The organism is Streptomyces sp. NPDC087300, assembly GCF_044744425.1.
Taxonomy (GTDB): Bacteria; Actinomycetota; Actinomycetes; order Streptomycetales; family Streptomycetaceae; genus Streptomyces.
This window is the reverse complement of sequence record NZ_JBIUYI010000001.1, coordinates 308,821-321,365: the sequence shown is the minus strand read 5'-3', so window position 1 is coordinate 321,365 and position 12,545 is coordinate 308,821. Positions and strand designations below refer to the sequence as shown.

General features: G+C 71.2%; 16 protein-coding genes and 1 riboswitch. Of the genes, 9 read left to right on the top strand and 7 right to left on the bottom strand.

The features are described 5' to 3' along the window. Window positions 1-16: 16 nt before the first annotated feature. A complete protein-coding gene (locus ACIO9J_RS01330; protein WP_401990638.1) occupies window positions 17-1,189 on the top strand; it encodes an 8-amino-7-oxononanoate synthase in 1,173 nt (390 codons plus the stop codon). 34 nt (window positions 1,190-1,223) lie between these two features. On the opposite strand, the gene ACIO9J_RS01325 is transcribed toward ACIO9J_RS01330, so the two are convergent. Both ACIO9J_RS01325 and ACIO9J_RS01320 read right to left on the bottom strand, forming a co-directional pair. Beyond that, entirely contained in the window at window positions 1,224-1,448 is a 225-nt protein-coding gene (locus tag ACIO9J_RS01325) for a DUF397 domain-containing protein (protein ID WP_401990635.1), read from the bottom strand. Window positions 1,449-1,457: 9 nt separating this feature from the next. Next, complete coding sequence (locus tag ACIO9J_RS01320) at window positions 1,458-2,321, bottom strand: helix-turn-helix domain-containing protein (RefSeq protein WP_401990632.1); 864 nt, start codon at window positions 2,319-2,321, stop codon at window positions 1,458-1,460. Window positions 2,322-2,596: 275 nt separating this feature from the next. On the opposite strand from ACIO9J_RS01320, the gene ACIO9J_RS01315 reads away from it, so the two are divergent. Then, a complete protein-coding gene (locus ACIO9J_RS01315; protein WP_401990629.1) occupies window positions 2,597-3,049 on the top strand; it encodes an ATP-binding protein in 453 nt (150 codons plus the stop codon). An 11-nt stretch (window positions 3,050-3,060) separates the two neighbouring features. On the opposite strand, the gene ACIO9J_RS01310 is transcribed toward ACIO9J_RS01315, so the two are convergent. Next, on the bottom strand, window positions 3,061-3,972 hold the full coding sequence (locus ACIO9J_RS01310; RefSeq protein ID WP_401990626.1) for a LysR family transcriptional regulator: 912 nt from the start codon (window positions 3,970-3,972) through the stop codon (window positions 3,061-3,063). Between the two features lie 142 nt (window positions 3,973-4,114). Here ACIO9J_RS01310 and ACIO9J_RS01305 point away from each other — a divergent pair, with 142 nt between their 5' ends. After that, window positions 4,115-4,732 (top strand): LysE family translocator, encoded by a 618-nt coding sequence (locus ACIO9J_RS01305; protein WP_401990623.1) that lies wholly within the window; start codon window positions 4,115-4,117, stop codon window positions 4,730-4,732. 49 nt (window positions 4,733-4,781) lie between these two features. Here the strand turns inward: ACIO9J_RS01305 and ACIO9J_RS01300 are convergent, their stop codons facing one another. The 3 genes from ACIO9J_RS01300 to ACIO9J_RS01290 all read right to left on the bottom strand — a co-directional run bounded on the left by ACIO9J_RS01300 (window position 4,782) and on the right by ACIO9J_RS01290 (window position 6,793). After that, complete coding sequence (locus tag ACIO9J_RS01300) at window positions 4,782-5,255, bottom strand: C40 family peptidase (RefSeq protein WP_401990620.1); 474 nt, start codon at window positions 5,253-5,255, stop codon at window positions 4,782-4,784. Between the two features lie 3 nt (window positions 5,256-5,258). Continuing rightward, a riboswitch (cyclic di-AMP (ydaO/yuaA leader) is annotated at window positions 5,259-5,437 on the bottom strand. A 409-nt stretch (window positions 5,438-5,846) separates the two neighbouring features. Further along, window positions 5,847-6,152, bottom strand: a complete 306-nt coding sequence (locus tag ACIO9J_RS01295; protein ID WP_401990617.1) for a hypothetical protein — start codon at window positions 6,150-6,152, stop codon at window positions 5,847-5,849. A gap of 5 nt (window positions 6,153-6,157) precedes the next feature. Further along, window positions 6,158-6,793, bottom strand: coding sequence for an ATP-dependent Clp protease proteolytic subunit (locus ACIO9J_RS01290; protein ID WP_401990614.1), 636 nt, complete (start codon window positions 6,791-6,793; stop codon window positions 6,158-6,160). Window positions 6,794-6,951: 158 nt separating this feature from the next. Between ACIO9J_RS01290 and ACIO9J_RS01285 the strand changes: the two genes are divergently transcribed. Together ACIO9J_RS01285 and ACIO9J_RS01280 are read left to right on the top strand one after the other, a co-directional pair. Then, window positions 6,952-7,665 carry a GNAT family N-acetyltransferase gene (locus ACIO9J_RS01285; protein WP_401990611.1) on the top strand — a complete coding sequence of 238 codons (714 nt, stop codon included), beginning with the start codon at window positions 6,952-6,954 and terminating at the stop codon, window positions 7,663-7,665. Window positions 7,666-7,795: 130 nt separating this feature from the next. After that, the gene (locus ACIO9J_RS01280; protein WP_401990608.1) at window positions 7,796-8,077 is read left to right on the top strand and encodes a type II toxin-antitoxin system Phd/YefM family antitoxin; all 282 of its coding nucleotides are present in this window, start codon (window positions 7,796-7,798) and stop codon (window positions 8,075-8,077) included. Between the two features lie 78 nt (window positions 8,078-8,155). Here the strand turns inward: ACIO9J_RS01280 and ACIO9J_RS01275 are convergent, their stop codons facing one another. Then, a complete protein-coding gene (locus ACIO9J_RS01275) occupies window positions 8,156-9,172 on the bottom strand; it encodes an ABC transporter permease (RefSeq protein WP_401990605.1) in 1,017 nt (338 codons plus the stop codon). A gap of 142 nt (window positions 9,173-9,314) precedes the next feature. Here ACIO9J_RS01275 and ACIO9J_RS01270 point away from each other — a divergent pair, with 142 nt between their 5' ends. The 4 genes from ACIO9J_RS01270 to ACIO9J_RS01255 all read left to right on the top strand — a co-directional run bounded on the left by ACIO9J_RS01270 (window position 9,315) and on the right by ACIO9J_RS01255 (window position 12,514). Further along, window positions 9,315-9,935, top strand: a complete 621-nt coding sequence (locus ACIO9J_RS01270; protein WP_401990602.1) for a TetR/AcrR family transcriptional regulator — start codon at window positions 9,315-9,317, stop codon at window positions 9,933-9,935. A 198-nt stretch (window positions 9,936-10,133) separates the two neighbouring features. Next, window positions 10,134-10,436, top strand: coding sequence for an urease subunit gamma (locus ACIO9J_RS01265; RefSeq protein WP_401990599.1), 303 nt, complete (start codon window positions 10,134-10,136; stop codon window positions 10,434-10,436). Window positions 10,437-10,488: 52 nt separating this feature from the next. After that, on the top strand, window positions 10,489-10,800 hold the full coding sequence (locus ACIO9J_RS01260; protein WP_401992990.1) for an urease subunit beta: 312 nt from the start codon (window positions 10,489-10,491) through the stop codon (window positions 10,798-10,800). Then, entirely contained in the window at window positions 10,793-12,514 is a 1,722-nt protein-coding gene (locus ACIO9J_RS01255; protein WP_401990596.1) for an urease subunit alpha, read from the top strand. The genes ACIO9J_RS01260 and ACIO9J_RS01255 overlap by 8 nt, the downstream gene beginning before the upstream one ends. Window positions 12,515-12,545 lie beyond the last annotated feature (31 nt).

The following is a 12,545-nucleotide window of genomic DNA, read 5'->3' as shown; positions in this document are numbered from 1 at the left end:
GACTAGGGTCTGTGCAATGTCTACAAACAGGCCCCGTGTGGCGGAACCGGCGAGCGCACCGTTCGACTGGATCGACGAGCAGGCCAGGCTGCGCTCGGCGGCCGGTCTCGTCCGCACCCTGCGCCCCCGCGCGGCCGACCCGGGCGGCCTCCTCGATCTGGCGAGCAACGACTACCTCGGCCTGACCCGGCACCCCGCGATCGCCGAGGGCGCGGCCGCGGCCGCCCGGCGCTGGGGCGGTGGCGCGACCGGCTCGCGCCTGGTGACGGGCACGACGGAACTGCACACCGAACTGGAGCGTGAACTGGCCGAGTTCTGCGGCTTCGAGGCCGCGCTCGTGTTCTCCTCCGGCTACACGGCGAATCTCGCGGCGGTCACCGCGCTCGCCCCGCACGGCTCCCTGATCGTCTCCGACGCGAGCAACCACGCGTCCCTGATCGACGGCTGCCGACTCGCCCGCGCCGCGACGCAGGTGGTGCCGCACGCGGACCCGGCCGCGGTGCGCAAGACCCTCGACGCCCACGCCGGGCCCGCCGTCCTGGTCACCGACTCGGTGTTCTCGGTGGACGGCGACGCCGCGCCGCTCGGTGAACTGGCCGGTGTCTGCCGTGAGTTCGGTGCCGGTCTCGTCGTCGACGACGCCCACGGGCTCGGCGTGCTGGGGGACGGCGGCCGGGGCGCGGCGCGGGCGGCGGGGCTGGCCGGCGCGCCCGACACCGTGGTCACGCTGACGCTCTCGAAGTCCTTCGGCAGCCAGGGCGGCGCCGTGCTCGGACCCGCCAAGGTCATCGAGCACCTGGTGAACGCGGCCCGCACCTTCATCTTCGACACCGGCCTCGCGCCCGCGTCGGCGGGGGCCGCGCTGGCCGCCCTGCGGCTGCTGCGCGCCGAGCCCGGTCGTGCGGCGCGCGCCCGCGAGGTCGCCGCCGAGCTGTACCGACTGCTCACGGCCGAGGGTCTCGCCGCGGTACGTCCCGAGGCGGCTGTCGTCTCCGTACGGGCGCCGTCACCCGAGGAGGCCGTGCGGTGGGCGGCCGACTGCCGGGCCGCCGGGCTCGCGGTGGGCTGCTTCAGGCCGCCGTCCGTTCCGGACGGCATCTCGCGACTGCGGCTGACCGCTCGCGCGGACCTCACCGGCGCACAGATCGCCGATGCCGTACGAGTGATCAGCCGCAACGCACCCGGATAGAACTGGTCCCGGCCCGCTCGGGGCCGGGGTCCGCTCACCGGAGGCTGTCTACGAATGTCTCCCAGGGGCCGGGGGAGAAGAGCAGGGCGGGCCCTGCCGTGTCCTTCGAGTCGCGCACGGCACGCAGGCCGGTCAGCGAACCCGAGTCGAGCGTGGCCGTCTCGACACAGTTGTTCATTCCATTACTGCGACTGCTGCGCTGCCACCGCGCACCGTGCAGTGTGGTGCTGGAAAGTACGTGTCGAGGCAGTTCGGTCATGGTGCCTCCTTATGCGCCACCGCCTAGCCCGGCGATGAAATCCGTTGAGTCCTCTGGTGATAGCGCCTGTTCCTGAAGGGAGTTGAAGGCCTCCGTGTACGCCTGAAGGTCTTCTTTCCGTTCGAGGTAGAGGCTACTCGTCAAATGGTCGAGAACAACCAGATCCAGATCAGCAATGTTCGGAAATGAAAAAATAACGAAAGGCCCGATCAGGCCCACGTGCTCTCCGGCCGCGAACGGCAGTACCTGGAGGCGCACATGGGGCAGGTGTGCCGTCTCCCGTAACCGCGCGAGCTGTCCCGCGAAGACCGACTCCCCGCCCACCGGACGGCGCAGCACCGCCTCGTCGAGCACCACGCTCAGCCGCAGCGGCGGATCGGCGCGCAGCACGTCCTGACGGGCCAACCGCACCTCCACCAGGGCCTCGACCTGTTCCTCCGGCAGTCCGCCGAGCGCGGCCCTGGTCACCGCGCGGGCGTAGTCAGGGGTCTGCAGCAGGCCCGGCACGACACTGGTCTCCAGGGTGCGCACGTAACTCGCCTGCGATTCCAGGCTGATGAAGTCGCGGTACGTGGCGGGCAGCAGGTCGCGGTAGGCCTTCCACCAGTGGTGGCGCCCCGCGCCCGCGTCCTCGGTGCCGCCCAACGCGGCAAGGCGTTCGATGAGCTGGGGGTCCTTCACGTCGTAGGCCTCGAGCAGCAGGCGCACGTCGCCGGCCTTGACGCCGCTGCGGCCCGTCTCGATGCGGCTGACCTTCGACTGGTGCCAGCCCACTTTGGCCGCGGCCTCACTGCTGGTGAGTCCGGCCAGGCCGCGCAGGGCGCGCAACTCCGCGCCGAGTTGGCGGCGGCGCACCGCGGGCCCGTATTGCATGCCCGTCTCCTTCCGGACCGAACCGTCGGTGTCCCGGCGGCTGAGCGGGGGACAGTAGGCGACAGTAGAGGAAGTGCCGGTCTCCCGCCCAAATACGGTCTGTCGTCGCAGAGTTCACCGCTTCGAGCGACAGATATATGCACATCTCGGTGGATCGCCACCCGTGACCGGCCAAGGAGTGGCAGGCTTGCGCGAAGCACCAGTCCGGGGTTGTCCTCGAGTCATCCGCCACGAGTCGGCGAGACCAGCCCCGGTGGGAAAGGGACAGCGTCGCCATGGCAGATCACCAGGAAGCATCCGTCACCCTGCCGAGCGATCCTGCCTCGGTCTCCGCGGCCAGGAAATACGTCTCACGCGTGCTCATGGAATGGGGCCTGCCGGCAGAGGCAGAAGTGGCCGACACGGTCAGGCTGATCGTCTCCGAACTCGCCACGAACGCCGTGCAGCACACCCTCGGCCAGTCGCCGACCTTCACCGTGGGCCTGGAGCTCGACAGGGACGAACAGCTGCGGATCGGCGTCACCGACAGTCACCCCCGCTACCCCAAGCGGCTGCCCGCCGCCGTCCAGCAGGACAACGGCCGCGGCATGGTCATCATCCGCTGGCTGGCTGCCGAGTGCGGCGGCAGGCTGTCGGTCAGCCCCACGGAGGAGGGCGGCAAGACCGTCTGGATCGCGCTGCCGTGGACGGCCCCGGTCGAGGGCAGGCCCCGCGACCCGGCCCGCTGACCCGGCGGGGATCACCCCGCCGAGCGCCCGTAGGCCCCGCGCAGCAGTGCCCGGAAGGAGTGCGCGGCGGCGCCCGGATCGTCCGTGCGGTGGACGACGGAGATGGTGCGCCTGAGGTCGCCGGGCTCCAGCAGGCGCGTGCCGACCGGGGTCGCGGCCGTACGCGCCACCATCTCCGGCACCACGGCGATGCCGAGACCGGCGCTGACGAGCGCGCAGACCAGGGCGTAGCCCGGCGTCTCGACCACCACCGAGGGCGTCGCACCGGCCCGCGCGAGCGCCCGCTCGACGGCCTGCCGCGGCGGATGCGTCGGCGCCATGCTGATCAGCGGCTGCCCGGCGAGCGCGCTCAGCGGCAGCCGTGCCGTCTGGCTCGCCAGCGCGTGCCCCGGCTGCGTCACCAGGACCAGCTCCTCGACGAGGATCCGCTCGGCCGAGACGGCGGCGGGCAGCGGCGCCGTCTCCGCGGGTTCGTAGGCGTGGGTGAGGGCCAGGTCGACCTCGCCCGCGGCGACCGCCGCGACACCGTGCGGCGGCTCGTGGTCCGCGACGGTCAGCTCCACGTCCGGGTGGGCCCTGCGGAACGCGGTCAGGACGGGCGGCAGCAGATGGATGCCGGCGGTCGTGAAGGTGCCGACGCGGAGCCTGCCGCCGGAGAGGCCCGCGAGCTGCGCCAGTTCGTGCCGGGCGCGCTCCATCTCGTCGAGCACCCGGCGGGCCCTGGCCACCAGGAGCTCGCCCGCGCCGGTCAGCCGCGCCCCGCGGTGATGGCGCACGAGCAGCCCCGTCCCGGCCTCCCGCTCCAGCTTGGCCAATTGCTGGGAGAGGGCGGGCACGGTGTACCCGAGCCGTTCGGCGGCCCGGGTGATCGAACCGGCCTCGGAGACCGCGACGAGCGCGGCGAGCCGCGTGGGGTCGTACATGGCAGCTCCCTGCGGCGCGAAGGACGCGCGTACGGCAGCGGGCGGCAGGCCACCCGGAGCCCGGAGACTAAACGGCTGCTTAAGTCCCCGTCAGGATATTGCACATACCCGTTGAAGGCTCGGAACCGGCAGTCTTGGCGGCATGGACGCACAACTGGTCGCCTTCACCCTGTTCGCCGCGGGCATGGTCGCCATGCCCGGCGCCGACTTCACCGTCGTCGTACGCAACTCCCTCGCCTCCCGGCGGGCGGGCGTGGCCAGTGCGATCGGGGTCGCGGCCGGACTACTGGTGCACACGGCACTGGCGGTCGCGGGCGTCGCCGCGGTGCTCGCCGCGGTCCCCGCGCTCTTTAGGGCGCTCCAACTGATCGGCGCCGCCTATGTGCTGTACCTCGCCTGTCGGGCGCTGCGTTCAGCGGCGCGAGCGCGCGAGCTGACGCAGGACGTGCTCACGGCGCGGGCCGGTGGTCTGCGGGAGGGCTTCCTGACCAACGCCCTCAACCCCAAAGCGTCGATCACGTTCCTGAGCGTGCTGCCCCAGTTCGTGCCCGCGGGCAGTCCCGCGATGCCGAGGACCCTGCTGCTCGCGTCCATCGTGGTGGCGCTCGCCCTGGTGTGGTTCCCGGTGGTGGCGCTGCTCGTCGACCGGCTCGGCAGGTGGCTGCGCAGGCCGCGCACGGCCCGTGCGATCGAGGCGGTGACCGGTGTCGCGCTCGGTGTGCTGGGTCTGGTGCTCCTGGCGGAGCCCGTCCTGGCCTGACCCCCGAGCACTCCGGAGTACTCGGGGGTCAGGACGGTCGCGGCGAGGGTCAGCGGACCCTGCCGTACCAGACGCTCTTGGACCAGATCTTCTCCAGGCGCACCACGGTGTTCCGCTTGGGCGCGTGCCAGATGCGGCCGTTACCCGCGTAGATCCCGACGTGGTAGACGCTCCTGCCGGAGTGGAAGAACACCAGGTCGCCGCGGGTCCGCTGGGACTTGGAGATGTGCTTGGTCTTGTTGTACTGCGCGGCGGCGGTGCGCGGCAGTTTCTTGCCCGTCTTCTTGAACGAGTAGAGCGTCAGGCCCGAGCAGTCGAACCGGGTGGGTCCCGCCGCGCCGTAGCGGTAGGGGGAGCCCTTCTTGGAAGCCGCGATCTTGAGCGCCTTCGTCCCGTGCGTGGCCGCTTGCGCTTCCCCGGTGAGCCCGGGGGCCACCACGGTGCCGCCTACGACGGCGAGCGTGAGGGCCGAAGCGGCCCCCGTCCTGCTGAGCAGCGACGGAACATGATTCAGCGCAGTCATGCGCAACCCTTCGTCAGCCGCCTGTGAAAGATGACCTGTCGGGTTCGGGCAGGCGAAGATGCCCGGCCGCGTCGTGCTCTGCGGCTTCACCCCAAGGGCGCGTCGTCCGGACCTTCCGGACGGGCCCGCCGTGCTTGGGTCCTCCACTCCTGCCGTTGCACCGATGTCGACCGGTCATCCGGGTGGCGGCAGGACTCGGCGTCCGCCCGGACCGCCCCGCCGCTGTGGCGGGGGCTTGTCGTCGGAGAGGATCTTGACCCGACAAGGGCGAAAAAACCGAGCCGAAACGGCGTTTTGTGAGGCTCCTCACGACTGACCCGTTCAGGTGGACACCGCCCGAAAGGGGCAGCCGTCCCGGCGGCCGACGACGGCTCGACCAGCACCGGAATGGTTCATTCCGCACTCCTCGTACACCTCTGGCGCAACTCTCGACCACGCCTTGGCGGACCCTCCGCTACGCCGTTCGGGGTAGCTCGTCTGGTCCGTTTCAACACGCCTCCGGACGTTCCGGCGAGTGCGGCGCGGCGGGTTCCGGGCCTCTCGTGGCGGTCAACGGGCGGACCGCCACGGAGGGCTGGCCGAGGGGCTTGATCAACTCCGTGCTGGAGGTGGCACGGTGACGCGGCCTGCCCTTCGCTCGCCGTCGAGCACGCGCAGCGCCCGGGTCAGCGTCGGCGCGTGCAGCTCGCTCTCGCCGCGGCGGTGCATCAGGGCCAGCGCGTCCCGCAGTGCCGTCGCGCTGCTCACCAGGGCCTGGGCCGCACGCAGCCCGCCGTAGGTGAGTTCGCCCCTGGCCGGGTTGATCCGGCCGACCAGATCGACGACTTCGAGGTAGCGGTCGACCAACTCGGCCTCGGCGCGCGTCAGTGCGGGCAGGGGCGGCAGCTCGGGCAGCATGCCGCTCACCGCCCGTCGCGCGCGGCGAGCGTGCTCTTGCGGCTCGGGATGATCCGGTCCACCAGGCCGTACTCGACGGCGGCGGGGGCGTCGAGGATCGTGTCCCGTTCGATGTCGGCGCTAATCCGCTCGGGGCTCTGTCCGGTGTGCCGCACGAGGAGTTCCTCCAGGAGCCGCCGGGTGCGCACGATCTCGTCGGCCTGGATGGTGAGGTCGCTCGTCTGTCCGTGGATCGGCTCGGCGATGGCCGGCTGTCGGATGAGCACGCGCGCCCCGGGCAGCGCGAACCGCTTGCCCGGCGTGCCCGCGGCGAGCAGCACGGCGGCGGACGCCGACGCCTGCCCCAGGCAGGTCGTCTCCACGTCGCAGCTGACGAACTGGATCGTGTCGTACAGGGCGGTCATCGCGCTGAACGAGCCGCCGGGGGAATTGATGTAGAGCGAGATGTCGCGCTCCGGCGCCTGGTATTCGAGGTGCATGAACTGCGCCATCACGTCGTTGGCCGACGTCTCGTCGATGGGGGTGCCGAGGAAGACGATCCGCTCTTCGAGGAGCTTGGAGTACGGGTCCAGGGTCCGCGTCCCCGCACTCGTGCGCTCGGTGAACTCGGGAAGGACATGGCGGGCGGACGGACGGTTCATGGCACGCCTCTTTTCGCGGGGCTCTGTTCTCTTCGCGGGACTCTGTAAAAAATGTACAGGACGTACGTTCAGGTGGGGAGGGGGTTCCGCGATGGGCGGGGGCAGGGGCCCGACCCCGCGTAGCCTCGACGCACCGTGCGGTGTGGAGGTGGTGGGGTGTGACATGGGGAGAGCGGGACCTGCTCGCGCTGGAGGTCGACGTCATCCACTGCCTCGCCCCGGGGCGGGTCGGCGAGCGCGCGAGGGTGGCGGACCCGTCGGTGCGTGCCGTGTGGTGCTGGTCGCCGGGGGCGCGGCTGCTGGCGCTGGGGCCGGGCGTCGACGATCCGGGAGCGGTCGACGACGCGGCACAGCCGTACGCGCCGGGCGAGACACCCGTCGCACTCACCCGTATCGCGGCGGCCTTGGAGGCGCCGGGCGAACCGGCCGGAATCCAGGGCGGCCCGTGCTTCACCTTTCCCGGCCGCCCGGCGGCGCGCCCGCCCGCGAAGCTGCCGCTGCTCGTCTCGGACGCCGAAGGGCGTTGTGCGGCAAGGGAGTTGAGCCGTCCGGACAACTGGCAGCACGGCGAATGGGCGGAGCTGATCGGCGGGTCGGCGGGGGAGTGGGCGATGGCCGTGCGTGACGGCGAGCCCGTGTCGATCTGTCACACCCCGGCCGCGAACGCCCGTGCCGCCGAGGCCGGCATCTGGACCCGGGCCGACCATCGCGGCCAGGGGCTCGCATCGGCCGCGGTCGCCGCCTGGGCGCGCCGCGAGGGCTCACGCAGGGAGGTCCTCTTCTACAGCACCACGATCGACAACCACGCCTCACGCGGTGTGGCCCGAGCCCTCGGCCTCACGCCCCTGGGGTGGATCTGGACGGTGCGTTGAGCGATCGCCCCCCGCCCGGACGGCTGCCCGGCGCGTCCCTCCGACCGTCGCTACCGAGCGGTCCGGGCCCTGGTGGGCCGCGCGTCCGCGCCGGGAACGGGTTCCTGAGGCGGCGTTTAAGCTGGGGTGCATGGCCTACGAGATTCCGGTGACGCAAGCCCGAGCAGAGCTCGCCGAGCTGATCAACCGCGTCGTCTACGGCGGTGAGCGGGTCGTCGTGACCCGGCACGGCAAGCCGCTCGTGGCGCTGGTCTCGGCCGCCGACCTGGAGCGCCTCGAAGGGCTCGCGGAGGAACAGGAGGAGCGCACCATCAGCTCCGTCACCTCCATCGGCGGCTCCACCTCATCAGCTCACGGCGAACCGCGACGCTTCGGCATCGCCGCCGAGCACCGGGGCCCCGAAGTCACCTGACCCGATGCCCGAACCCCCTTGGAGAAGCGGGAGTTCGGGCATCAGGCGAGAAGTCCGGGCGTCAGGTGAGAGGGGCTCTCAGCCGACCGGTGCCGCCTCGGGCCGTACCGCGGGCCGCTCGGCCGTCGCCGGTGCCCGCCGTCCCCGCAGTCGCGCGGAGAGCAGGACCGCCGTGAGGCCGAGCACGGCCCACAGGGCGAGGGTGAGGGCGGGGCCGAATGCCCGCGCACCGTCGAAGAAGGAGACCGAGCGCAGCAGGGAACCACCGGCTCCCGGCGGCAGCAACTGGCCGATGAAGCCGACCGGTTCGGGCAGCAGCTGCGGCGCGGAGGTCACCCCGGAGAACGGGTTGCCGAGCAGCACCATCGACAGCGCGCCGACCCCTATTCCGGCAGGGCCGAGCAGGGCCGCGAACCCGGCGACGGCGGCGCTCACCGCGAGCGTGGACAGGCCCAACACGCCTGCTTCCGCCCACCAGTTGCCGGTGAGCACGCCCAGCCAGCTGTGGGTGAGCGCGGCCGCGACCGCCCCGACGAGCGCGGCGGCGGCGACGAGCGCGGCCGCCGCGCGGATGCCGCGCAGACCGCTCAGCGTCACGAGTGCTCCCGCCGCGACCCCGGCGATCGCCAGCGGCAGCACGCTGGAGCCGAGCGCCGCTCCCCGGGGGTCGGCCTCGGGCGCGGGCACCACGTCGACCGTCGGCACCGCCTCCCCCTCCGGGGCCTTGCTCTGCACGGCCTGCTGGAGCAGCTGGGCGACGACCGGGCTCGCGGCCGACGCGGTGAGCAGCTTCGGCCCCTGGGGTGTGGCGACGACCGCGCCGTACACGGCCCGGCCCTCGATGGCGTCGCGGGCCGCGGCCTCGTCGGCGTACCGATGCACCTCGAACGCGCCCCGCTGGGACTGGAGTTGCTCGGCCAGTGGACCCGCGGCGGCGGCCGGTCCCGCGACGCCGAGCGGCAGATCGCGGGGTGCCGTGCGCGCGGCGGGCCAGGCGAAGGCCCAGAGCGCGAGCGTCACGAGGACGGGGACGAGGACGGCCACCATCGCGATCTGGCGCCCCTGCGGGGGTGCGGTGGTGGGTGGCGTGGTCATGGGAGTGCTCCTCCGCGGATGGGTCGCCCGGCACGGGTTCCGGGGCTGCGATGCAAAGAGAAGGATCGTTCGTTTTACGTCAATCACTGTCGTGGGGCGTGGCCCGCTTGTCAAGAATGAATGTTCGTTTTACGTTGATCCCATGGCCCGGGTATCCCAAGAGCACCTCGACGCGCGACGTCGGCAGATCCTCGACGGCGCGGCGCTCTGCTTCGCGCGCAACGGCTTCCACGCCACGTCGATGCAGGACGTGCTGAAGGAGGTGGGCCTCTCGGCGGGCGCGGTCTACCGCTACTTCCGGGGCAAGGACGAGCTGATCGAGGCGATCGTCGCCGAGGTGCTCGACGACATCCGGAGCGTCTTCGAGGCGGCCGGCGCGCAGAGCCCGCCGCCCCCTCCGCACGAGCTGATCGGCGAGGTGTTCGGGAACGTGCTCGAACTCAAGCCGGGCTTCACGGACGGCGCCAAGTCGTACTACCCGCGGCTGATGATCCAGGTGTGGACGGAGACGCTCCGCAACGACGGACTCTCGTCCCTCATCCAGGAGGGGTACGTCGGCATCCGGGCCGCCTGGGTGCGCGTCGTGGAGGGGTACCAGAAGGCCGGAATGATGCCCTCCGACGTGCCGGCCGACCATGTGGCGCGGACCATGATCGCGCTCGCGCAGGGGTTCGCCGCCCAGTATGCCTTGTTCGACGACGTCGACGTCGAGATGCTGCGGAACGGCCTGCGAGTACTGGTTGGTATGGATCTCCCCAGCTGATGGTCATGGGCCGGTCAATGGCTGGTTAACCTCGTTGAAACTCCTCCCAACTACCCTCCCATGCCACGTCACCAGCGGATTTCGTAGCCAGGGTGTGCGGATCATGCGCACTCGCTGTGTGTTACATCTATATCCGTCGCGGTGGCCGCGGCAGCCGGACCCCGCACGGTTCGGAGCTAGGACTGTGAGGTGGGACGCGTGCAACTGACCCCGCACGAGCAGGAGAGACTGCTCATTCATGTGGCTGCGGATGTGGCCGAGAAGCGAAAGGCGCGGGGGCTGCTGCTCAATCACCCCGAGGCGATCGCGCTCATCACCTCCCACATCCTCGAAGGCGCCCGCGACGGCCGTACCGTCGCCGAACTGATGTCCTCCGGACGGGCGGTGCTCACCCGCGACGACGTCATGGAGGGCATCCCCGAGATGATCCACGACGTCCAGGTCGAGGCCACGTTCCCGGACGGCACGAAGCTCGTCACCGTCCACGATCCGATCGTCTGACGGGAGTCCGCGTCTCATGCATGCCGCAGCGCACGCCGGCACGGGCCAGGGAATGATCCCCGGCGAGATCCTCTTCGCCGACGAGCCCGTCCCCTTCAACGAGGGCCGCGAGGTCACCAGCCTCACCGTCCTCAACGCCGCCGACCGCCCCGTCCAGGTCGGCTCCCACTACCACTTCGCCGAGGCCAACCCGGGTCTGGACTTCGACCGCGGCGCCGCGCACGGAAAGCGGCTCAACATCGCCGCGGGAACCGCCGTGCGCTTCGAGCCCGGAATCCCCGTCGACGTCGAACTCGTTCCGCTGGCCGGCAAGCGCATCGTGCCCGGTCTACGCGGAGAGACCGGAGGTGCCCTCGATGCCTGAGCTTTCCCGTGCCGCATACGCCGATCTGTTCGGCCCCACCACCGGCGACCGGATCCGTCTGGCCGACACGGACCTGCTGATCGAGATCGAGGAGGACCGCTCGGGCGGTCCAGGGCGCTCCGGCGACGAGTCCGTGTTCGGCGGCGGCAAGGTCATCCGCGAGTCGATGGGCCAGTCCAGGACGACGCGTGCCGAGGGCGCGCCCGACACCGTCATCACCGGTGCCGTGATCATCGACCACTGGGGCATCGTCAAGGCTGACATCGGTGTCAGGGACGGCCGCATCACCGGCATCGGCAAGTCCGGCAACCCCGACACGATGGACGGCGTCCACCCCGAGCTCGTCATCGGCCCGGAGACCGAGGTCATCGCGGGCAACGGCAAGATCCTCACCGCCGGTGGCATCGACACCCACATCCACTTCATCTCGCCGACCATCGTCGACGAGGCCCTCGCCTCCGGTGTGACCACGCTCTTCGGCGGTGGCACGGGCCCGGCCGAGGGCAGCAAGGCGACCACCATCACGCCGGGCGCCTGGCACCTGGCGCGGATGTTCGCCGCGCTGGAGTCCAGCCCCGTCAACATCGGCCTCCTCGGCAAGGGCAACACCGTCAACGCCGAGTCGATGCACGCCCAGCTCCGCGCGGGCGCCGTCAGCTTCAAGATCCACGAGGACTGGGGCGCGACGCCCGCCACCATCGACGCCTGTCTGAACGTCTGCGAGGAGACCGGCGCCCAGCTCGCCGTCCACACGGACACCCTCAACGAGGCGGGCTTCGTCGACGCCACCTTCGACGCAGTGGCGGGCCGCACCCTGCACGCCTTCCACGTCGAGGGCGCGGGCGGCGGCCACGCCCCCGACATGATCACGGCCGTCTCGCTGCCCAACATGCTGCCGAGCTCGACCAACCCGACCCGGCCGCACACCGTCAACACCGTCGAGGAGCACCTCGACATGCTGATGGTCTGCCACCACCTCAACCCGGCGGTGCCGGAGGACCTGGCCTTCGCCGAGTCCCGCATCCGGCCCACCACCATCGGGGCCGAGGACATCCTGCACGACATAGGCGCCATCTCGATCATGTCGTCGGATTCGCAGGCCATGGGCCGCATCGGCGAAGTGATCATGCGCACCTGGCAGACCGCGCACGCGATGAAGCGCCGCCGCGGCTTCCTGCCGGGGGACGTCCGCGCCGACAACCACCGCGCACGTCGCTATGTCGCCAAGTACACGATCAACGCGGCCGTCGCTCAGGGCATCGACCACGAGATCGGCTCCGTCGAGGCCGGCAAGCTCGCCGACCTGGTGCTGTGGGAGCCGGCGTTCTTCGGCGTCAAGCCGCAGGTGGTCCTCAAGGGCGGACAGATCGCGTACGCGCAGATGGGCGACGCCAACGCGTCCATCCCGACCCCGCAGCCGATCCTGCCGCGCCGCATGTACGGCGCGCACGGCAGGGCCCCCTCGCTCAACTCGATCAATTTCGTCACCCAGTCGGCACTCGACGACGGACTGCCCGAACGCCTCGGCCTCGACAAGCAGTTCGCCGCCATCCGCTCGACGCGTGGCCGCTCGAAGGCGGACATGTACGAGAACGACGCGCTGCCCCGGGTGGAGGTGGCCCCCGACAGCTTCGCCGTCACCATCGACGGTGAGCTGGTCGAGCCGTCGCCCGCCGTGGAACTGCCGCTCGCACAGCGGTACTTCCTGTTCTGACGGCTTCTGACGGCTCCGGCCGTACCGAGGG

Excerpts from the sequence above, each read along its gene's own strand:
- ACIO9J_RS01310 (WP_401990626.1), bottom strand. The coding sequence starts at position 3,972 with ATGTACGACCCCACGCGGCTCGCCGCGCTCGTCGCGGTCTCCGAGGCC.
- ACIO9J_RS01325 (WP_401990635.1), bottom strand. The coding sequence starts at position 1,448 with ATGACCGAACTGCCTCGACACGTACTTTCCAGCACCACACTGCACGGT.
- ACIO9J_RS01270 (WP_401990602.1), top strand. The coding sequence starts at position 9,315 with ATGGCCCGGGTATCCCAAGAGCACCTCGACGCGCGACGTCGGCAGATC.
- ACIO9J_RS01290 (WP_401990614.1), bottom strand. The coding sequence starts at position 6,793 with ATGAACCGTCCGTCCGCCCGCCATGTCCTTCCCGAGTTCACCGAGCGC.
- ACIO9J_RS01315 (WP_401990629.1), top strand. The coding sequence starts at position 2,597 with ATGGCAGATCACCAGGAAGCATCCGTCACCCTGCCGAGCGATCCTGCC.
- ACIO9J_RS01260 (WP_401992990.1), top strand. The coding sequence starts at position 10,489 with ATGATCCCCGGCGAGATCCTCTTCGCCGACGAGCCCGTCCCCTTCAAC.
- ACIO9J_RS01300 (WP_401990620.1), bottom strand. The coding sequence starts at position 5,255 with ATGACTGCGCTGAATCATGTTCCGTCGCTGCTCAGCAGGACGGGGGCC.
- ACIO9J_RS01305 (WP_401990623.1), top strand. The coding sequence starts at position 4,115 with ATGGACGCACAACTGGTCGCCTTCACCCTGTTCGCCGCGGGCATGGTC.
- ACIO9J_RS01330 (WP_401990638.1), top strand. The coding sequence starts at position 17 with ATGTCTACAAACAGGCCCCGTGTGGCGGAACCGGCGAGCGCACCGTTC.
- ACIO9J_RS01275 (WP_401990605.1), bottom strand. The coding sequence starts at position 9,172 with ATGACCACGCCACCCACCACCGCACCCCCGCAGGGGCGCCAGATCGCG.
- ACIO9J_RS01295 (WP_401990617.1), bottom strand. The coding sequence starts at position 6,152 with ATGCTGCCCGAGCTGCCGCCCCTGCCCGCACTGACGCGCGCCGAGGCC.
- ACIO9J_RS01255 (WP_401990596.1), top strand. The coding sequence starts at position 10,793 with ATGCCTGAGCTTTCCCGTGCCGCATACGCCGATCTGTTCGGCCCCACC.
- ACIO9J_RS01320 (WP_401990632.1), bottom strand. The coding sequence starts at position 2,321 with ATGCAATACGGGCCCGCGGTGCGCCGCCGCCAACTCGGCGCGGAGTTG.
- ACIO9J_RS01280 (WP_401990608.1), top strand. The coding sequence starts at position 7,796 with ATGGCCTACGAGATTCCGGTGACGCAAGCCCGAGCAGAGCTCGCCGAG.